The organism is Actinophytocola sp., assembly GCF_045807065.1.
GTDB lineage: Bacteria > Actinomycetota > Actinomycetes > Mycobacteriales > Pseudonocardiaceae > Actinophytocola.
Genome location: NZ_JBJMIE010000059.1, coordinates 1 through 8,250, shown reverse-complemented (window position 1 = coordinate 8,250; position 8,250 = coordinate 1). Strand labels below are relative to the sequence as shown.

1 protein-coding gene is annotated in these 8,250 nt (G+C 75.5%); it reads left to right on the top strand.

The features are described 5' to 3' along the window. Positions 1 to 8,250, top strand: an 8,250-nt coding sequence (locus tag ACJ73U_RS03375; RefSeq protein WP_407776016.1) for an SDR family NAD(P)-dependent oxidoreductase, incomplete at both ends; no start/stop codon positions are given.

Here is an 8,250-nt window from a genome sequence, read left to right as displayed (position 1 = left end):
GCCGGCGGCCGGGCCGGCGCGGCGCTGGCCCGGCACCTCGTCGCCGCGCACGGCGTCACCCGCCTGGTGCTGGCCGGCACCACCCCGGACGCCGCGGGCCTCGCGGTCGAGCTGGGTGACGCCGGCGCCGAGGTCGTGCTGGCCGCCTGCGACGTGGCCAGCGCCGGCGCGCTCCGCGAGGTGCTCGACCAGCTGCCCGAGGACCGGCCGCTGTCCGCGGTCGTGCACGCCGCCGGCATGCCGGACCTGGCGGGCGGCGGGCAGGCCGACCGGGTGCTGCGCACCACGACCGCCGGCGCGCTCAACCTGGTGGCGCTGACCGGGGACGACGTGCCGCTGGTGTTCGTCACGCCGGCCACGGGCACCCCCGCGGACGGCGCGGCGAGTGCGGTGGTCGGGTCGATCGCCGCCGACGCGCGGGCCGCCGGCCGGCCGGTGGTGGCGATCGGGTGGGACGGCCACGAGCGCGGGCCCGCGTTGCTCGACGCCGCGCTGGTCGCCGGCTCCTCGGTCGTGCTGGCCGTCGACGAGCCGGTCGGCGCACTGCACGCGCCGGCCCCCACCGGTGCCGCACCGGCACGAACCACGTTGTCCCGCAAGGAACTCCTCGACCTCGTGCGGGTGGAGGCGGCCGCCGTGCTCGGCGCCGCGAAGCGCCCGCCGGCCACCCGGTCGTTCGCCGACTACGGGTTCGACTCGCGCACCGCCGTGCTGCTGCGCAACCGCCTGGCCGCCGCGACCGGCCTGGACCTGCCGACCACGCTCGCGTTCGACTACCCGACCCCGGCCCGCGCCGCGGCCTACCTCGCCGAGCAGTGCGACGACGGCCGCCGCCCGCACGCCCAGCGCGATGAAGGACGTCCGCACCGCGGGCCGGCCGCCGACGAGCCGATCGCGATCGTCGCCATGGCCTGCCGGTACCCGGGCGGCGTGACCACGCCGGAGGACCTGTGGCAGCTGGTGCTCGACGAGCGCGACGCGGTGAGCGGCTTCCCGACCGACCGCGGCTGGAACCTCGCGGCCCTGTTCGACGAGGACCCGGACCACGCCGGCACCTCCTACGTGCGCCACGGCGGCTTCCTCCACGACGCGGCCGACTTCGACCCGGAGTTCTTCGGGATCAACCCGCGTGAGGCGCTCGCCATGGACCCGCAGCAGCGGCTGCTGCTGGAGACCTCCTGGGAGGTGTTCGAGCGGGCCGGGATCGACATCGCCGGGCTGGGCGGCACGAAGACCGGCGTGTTCGCCGGGATGATGTTCCACGACTACGCCAGCCGCCTGACCACCGTGCCGGACGGGTTGGAGGGCTACCTCGGCACCGGCAACGCCGGCAGCGTCGTGTCCGGCCGCATCGCCTACACCCTCGGACTGCGGGGCCCGGCGATCACCGTGGACACCGCGTGCTCGTCGTCGCTCGTCGCACTGCACCTGGCCGCGAACGCGTTGCGGACGGGGGAGTGCTCGCTCGCACTGGCGGGCGGCGTCGCCGTGCTGGCCACGCCGAGCGTGTTCGTCGAGTTCAGCCGGCAGCGCGGGCTCGCGCCGGACGGGCGGTGCAAGGCGTTCGCCGAGTCGGCCGACGGCACCGGCTGGGCCGAGGGCGCGGGCATGCTGCTGCTGGAACGGCTGTCCGACGCGCGGCGCAACGGACACCCGGTGCTGGCCGTGCTGCGTGGCTCCGCGGTGAACTCCGACGGCGCGTCCAACGGCCTGACCGCGCCGAACGGTCCCGCCCAGGAGCAGGTGATCCGGGACGCACTCGCCGTCGCCGGACTGTCCACCTCGGACGTGGACGTGGTCGAGGCGCACGGCACCGGCACGAGGCTGGGCGACCCGATCGAGGCGCGGGCGCTGCTGGCCACCTACGGCCAGGGGCGGGACGCCCCGCTGTTGCTCGGCTCGATGAAGTCGAACATCGGGCACGCGCAGGCCGCCGCCGGCGTGGGTGGCGTGATCAAGATGGTCGAGGCGCTGCGCCACGGCGTGCTGCCCAAGACGCTGCACGTGGACGCGCCGACCTCCCACGTCGACTGGTCGGCGGGCTCGGTCGAGCTGCTCACCGAGCGCCGGGAGTGGCCGGCGGTGGACCGGCCGCGGCGCGCGGCGGTGTCCTCGTTCGGCGTCTCCGGCACCAACGCACACGTGATCATCGAGGGCGTCGAGGCGGAGGCGTTCCCCGAGGCGGCGGCCGACGACGCGGGTGGCGCGAGCCGAACCACCACTTCCTGGCCCGTGCCCGTCGTGTTCTCCGGGCCGAGCGCGGAGGCGGCCGCCGCCCAGGCCGACCAGCTGCGCCGGGCCGCGGTGAGCGCGTCCGTCGCCGACATCGGCGCCACCATGGCCGGCCGCGCGAAGTTCGAGCACCGGGGCGTGCTGGTGGCCGCCGGCCTCGACGAGCTGCGCACCGCCCCGCTGCTCACCGGGGTGGCCGGCGAGCCGGGCAGGACCGTGTTCGTGTTCCCGGGCCAGGGCGCGCAGTGGGTCGGCATGGCGAGCGAGCTGTCGGCGACCTCGCCGGTCTTCGCCGCGCGGTTCGCCGAGTGCGGCGCCGCGCTCTCGGCCTTCGTGGACTGGTCGCTGGCCGAGGTGATCGACGACGCCGGCATGCTGTCCCGGGTCGATGTCGTGCAGCCGGCGCTGTGGGCGGTGTACGTGTCGCTCGCCGCGCTGTGGGAGTCGGTCGGGGTGACGCCGGACGCGGTGATCGGGCACTCGCAGGGTGAGATCGCGGCCGCGGCCGTCTCCGGTGCGCTGTCGCTGGCGGACGCGGCGCAGGTGGTCGCGTTGCGCAGCAAGGCGATCATCGCGATCACCGGGATCGGCGGCATGGTGTCGGTCGGGCTGCCGGCCGCCGACGTCGAGGCCCGGCTGCGGCGATGGGGCGGGCGGATCTCGCTGGCGGCGGTCAACGGCGCCGAGTCGGCCGTGGTGTCCGGTGACGCCGACGCGCTCGACGAGCTGGTGGAGACGTTTGCGGCGGAAGAGATCCGGGTCAAGCGCATCCCCGTGGACTACGCCTCGCACTCCGCGCACGTCGAGCGGATCGAGGACGACGTCAGGGCCGCGCTCGCCGGGTTGTCCCCGCGCACCCCGCGCGTCCCGTTCTACTCCACGGTGGACTCACGCTGGCTCGACCGGCCGACCGACGGCGCGTACTGGTACCAGAACCTGCGCCGGACGGTTCGCTTCGCCGAGGGCGTCACCGCGCTGCACGAGGCGGGGCACGGCGTGTTCATCGAGTGCAGCCCGCACCCGGTGGTGACCATGGCGGTGGCGGAGACCGCGCCGGACGCGATCGCCGTCGGGACGCTGCGCCGCGACGACGGCGGCCCGCGCCGGTTCGTCACCTCGCTCGCCGAGCTGGTCGCGGCCGGTGGCGAGCTGGACGTCGACCGCGTCTTCCCCGGCACCCGCCGGGTCGCCCTGCCGACGTACGCCTTCCAGCGCCAGCGGTACTGGCTCACCGAGACCGCGGCCCCGGCCGCGGACGTCACCGCCGCCGGGCTCGGCGCGGCCGACCACCCGCTGCTCGGCGCCGCCGTCGAGCTGGCCGGGGACGCCGGCCACCTGTTCACCGGTGTGCTCTCGCCGGCCACCCAGCCCTGGCTCGCCGACCACGCGGTCATGGGCACCGTGCTGCTGCCCGGCACCGCGTTCGTGGACATCGCCGTCCGGGTCGGCGACGAGGTCGGCGCGAACCAGCTCGCCGAGCTGACCCTGGAGGCGCCGCTGGTGCTGCCGGCCGAGGAGACGGTCACCATCCAGGTGCACGTCGGCGCCCCGGCCGAGGACGGCACCCGGGCGTTCACCGTCCACTCGCGTGCGCAGGGCACGGACACCTGGCTGCGCAACGCCGCCGGCAGCCTCGCCACGGCCGAGGCAGCCGCTCCGGTCGCGCTCACCGAGTGGCCGCCGAGCGGCGCGACCCCGGTGGACTTCGCCGAGTTCTACGCCGGCACCGGCTACGGCCCGGCGTTCCAGGGCATGCGTGCGGCGTGGCGGCGCGGCAGCGAGGTGTTCACCGAGGTCACGCTGCCGGCGGAGGCGGGCACGGCGAGCGGGTTCGGCCTGCACCCCGCGCTGCTGGACGCCGCCCTGCACGGCATGGACCTCGGCGCGATCGAGCACGCGGACGACGCCGGCAGCTACCTCGCGTTCGCGTGGACCGGGATGCGGCTGCACGCCACCGGCGCGACCGCGCTGCGCGTGCGCCTCGCGCCGGCCGGCCCGGACGCGGTGTCGCTGACCATCGCGGACAGTGCCGGTGCGCCGGTCGCGGACGCCGAGTCGCTCGCGGTGCGCCCGGTGTCCGCCGAGAAGCTCGCCGGCTCCGGCGACGCGCTGTACACGGTGGACTGGGTGGCGCGGGCCGTCGGGGCGCCGACGGAACACGGCATCATCGAGACCGCCGACCTCGACGACGTGACCGAGGTGGCCGGCCTGGTCGTGCACCGGTTCGACCTGGTCGAGGACCGGAAGGACCTGGCGGGGGCGGTGTCCGCGGCGGCGCGGCGCGCGCTGGCCGTGGTTCGGCGGTGGCTCACCGACGAGCGGTTCGCCCGGTCCCGGCTGGTCGTGGTCACCGGCGACCGCGACCAGCCGGTGACCGCACCCGTCTGGGGCCTGGTCCGGGCCGCGCAGTCCGAGCACCCGGACCGGTTCGTCCTCGTCGACTCCGACGGGACGGACGCGTCCGGCGCCGTGCTGCCCGCCGCGCTCGCACTCGACGAGCCACAACTGGCGTTGCGTGCCGGCACGGTGCTGGTGCCCCGGCTCACCAAGGCCGAGACCGGCGGCGACGGCACAGGCGACACAGCCGACACAGGCGACACACGCGGCGACCCGGAACTGGCCGGGACCGTGCTGGTCACCGGCGGCACCGGCGGCCTCGGTGTGCTGGTCGCCAGGCACCTGGCACGGAAGCCGGGGGTGACCGGCCTGGTGCTGGTCAGCCGGCGCGGCGCGGACGCCGACGGCGCGGCCCGACTGGCCGCCGAACTCGAGGTCCCCGTGCGGTTCGCGGCCTGCGACGTCACCGACCGCGCCGCGCTGGCCGCCGTGCTGTCCGAGATCGACGACCTGACCGCGGTCGTGCACACCGCCGGCGTCGTGGCGGACGGGACGGTCGCGTCGATGACCGACGAGCAGCTGGAGCGGGTGCTCGCGCCGAAGGTGACCGGCGCGCTCGCACTGCACGAGCTGACCCGGGACCGCGACCTGGCCGCGTTCGTGCTGTACTCCAGCGCCGCCACCACGTTCGGCGCGGCCGGGCAGGCCAACTACGCCGCGGCCAACGCCTTCCTCGACGCCTTCGCCCGCCACCGCCGCGCGCTCGGCCTGCCGGCCGTCTCGCTGGCCTGGGGCCTGTGGGCGGAGGAGCGGGGCATGGGCGGCCGCCTGACCGACACCGACCTGCGCCGCATGGCCCGCAACGGCACCCGCGCACTGTCCAGGTTGGACGGTCTGGCGCTGTTCGACGCCGCTCTCGGTGCCAGCGAACCGAATCTGGTGCCGGTCCGGCTCGACCTGGCCGCGCTGCGGGGGTTGACGCAGGTGCCGGCGTTGCTGCGGGGGCTGGTGCGCACGCCGGCCCGCCGGGTCGTCACCGAGAACGTCTCGGCGGACTCGCTGGTCGACAGGCTGGCCGCGCAGGCGCCCGCCGAGCGGGAGCGCACGCTCATCGAGCTGGTCCGCGCCGCGGCGGCCGGCGTGCTCGGCCACCCGTCGCCGGCGAGTGTGGACGTGAAGAAGACGTTCAAGCAGCTGGGTTTCGACTCGCTGACCGCGGTCGAGCTGCGCAACCGGCTGCACGCGGACACCGGGCTGCGCCTGCCGGCCACCCTGATCTTCAACTACCCGACCCCGGCCGAGCTGGCCGCCCACCTGCGTGCCGAGCTGCTGGGCGACAGGGCGGCCGCACCGGTCGGGACCACACCGACCCAGTCCGACGTGGACGACGACCCCATCGTGATCGTCGGCATGGGCTGCCGGTTCCCCGGCGGTGCCAACAGCCCCGAGGCACTGTGGGAGCTGCTGGCCGCCGGTGGTGACGCGGTCGGCCCGCTGCCCGACGACCGCGGCTGGGACCTGGCCGAGCTCTACCACCCCGACCCCGACGAGTCCGGGCGCTCCTACGTCCGCGAGGGCGGTTTCCTCTACGACGCGGCCGAGTTCGACGCGGAGTTCTTCGGCATCTCGCCCCGTGAGGCCACGGCCATGGACCCGCAGCAGCGGCTCCTGCTGGAGACCTCGTGGGAGGCGATCGAGCGCGCCGGCATCGACCCGGTCTCCCTGCGCGGCACCAAGGTCGGGGTGTTCACCGGCACGCACGGCCAAGACTACGCGAAGCTGCTCGCCGCGGCCCCACCGGGCAACGAGGGCTTCCTGGTCACCGGCAACGCCGCGTCCGTGGTGTCCGGCCGCATCGCCTACACCCTCGGGCTGGAAGGCCCCGCGGTCACCATCGACACCGCCTGCTCCGCCTCGCTGGTCGCGCTGCACCTGGCGATCGCCGCGCTGCGCAGCGGTGAGTGCGACCTGGCGCTGGCCGGCGGCGCCGCGGTGATGTCCACCCCGGAGGGACTGGTCGCGTTCAGCCGGCAGCGCGGGCTGTCGCGGGACGGCCGCTGCAAGGCGTTCGCCGAGGCGGCCGACGGGTTCGGCATGGCGGAGGGTGTCGGCGTGCTCCTCGTGGCGCGGCTGTCCGACGCCAGGCGCGACGGGCACCCGGTGCTCGCGATCGTGCGTGGCTCCGCGATCAACCAGGACGGCGCGTCCAACGGCCTGACCGCGCCGAACGGGCCGTCGCAGGAACGGGTGATCCACGCCGCGCTGGCCGACGCCGGACTGTCCACCTCGGACGTCGACGTCGTCGAGGCACACGGCACGGGCACGAAACTCGGCGACCCGATCGAGGCCCAGGCGCTGCTGGCCACCTACGGCCAGAGCCGGACCACGCCGTTGCTGCTGGGTTCGGTGAAGTCGAACCTCGGGCACACGCAGTCCGCGGCCGGTGTGGCCGGCGTGATCAAGATGGTGATGGCGCTGCGCCACGGCGTGCTGCCCGCGACGCTGCACGTGGACGCGCCGTCCTCGCACGTGGACTGGAGCGCCGGCGCGATCGAGCTGCTGACCGACGCCAGGGCGTGGCCCGCCACCGGGCGACCGCGCCGGGCCGGCGTCTCCTCGTTCGGCGTCTCCGGCACCAACGCGCACGTCATCATCGAGGAGCCCGAGCGGGTACGGGTCAGGGAGCTGGTGTTCACCGACGTGGGCGCCGACGCCCCCGTGCTGCCCTGGCCGGTGTCCGCCCGCACGCCGCAGGCGCTTGCCGCACAGGCGAAGGCCCTGCACGAGTTCCTGCTCGCCAACCCGACGGTCGACCTCGCCGGGATCGGCGCCGCACTGGCCCGTACCCGCGCCGAGTTCACGCACCGCGCGGTGCTGGTCGGCCGGGACCGGGCGGAGTTCGCCACCGGGCTCGCCGCGCTGGCGAACGGCCACCCGCCGCCCGGGCTCGTCACCGGCGTCGCGCGGGGCAGCGGCCGGATCGTGTTCGTGTTCCCCGGCCAGGGCGCGCAGTGGGTCGGGATGGCCCGGGAGCTGCTGGCCGCCTCGCCGGTGTTCGCGGCCCGGTTCGCCGAGTGCGCGGCCGCGTTGGAACCCTTCGTGGACTGGTCGCCGCACGACGTGCTCGGCGACGCGGACGCCCTGCGGCGCGTCGACGTCGTGCAGCCGGCCCTGTGGGCGGTGTACGTGTCGCTCGCGGCGCTGTGGGAGTCCTTCGGCGTCCGGCCGGACGCGGTGATCGGCCACTCGCAGGGCGAGATCGCCGCCGCCGCGGTGTCCGGCGCGCTCTCGCTGCCCGACGCGGCCCGCGTGGTCGCGTTGCGCAGCAAGGCGATCATCGCGATCACCGGCGTCGGCGGCATGGTGTCGGTCGCGTTGCCGGCCGAGGAGGTCGAGCACCGGCTCACGCGGTGGGGCGGGCGGATCTCCCTCGCCGCGGTGAACGGGCCGGGCGCCAGTGTGGTCGCCGGCGACGCCGACGCGCTCGACGAGCTGATGGCGGCGTTCGCGGCCGAGGAGATCCGCGTCAAGCGCATCCCCGTGGACTACGCCTCGCACTCCGCGCACGTGGAACGCATCCGCGCCGAGCTGCTCGACGTGCTCGCGCCGATCCGGCCGCGCCCGGCCGCCGTGCCGTTCTACTACTCTGTTGATATGAATTGGTTGTTTAGGTTAAGTGTG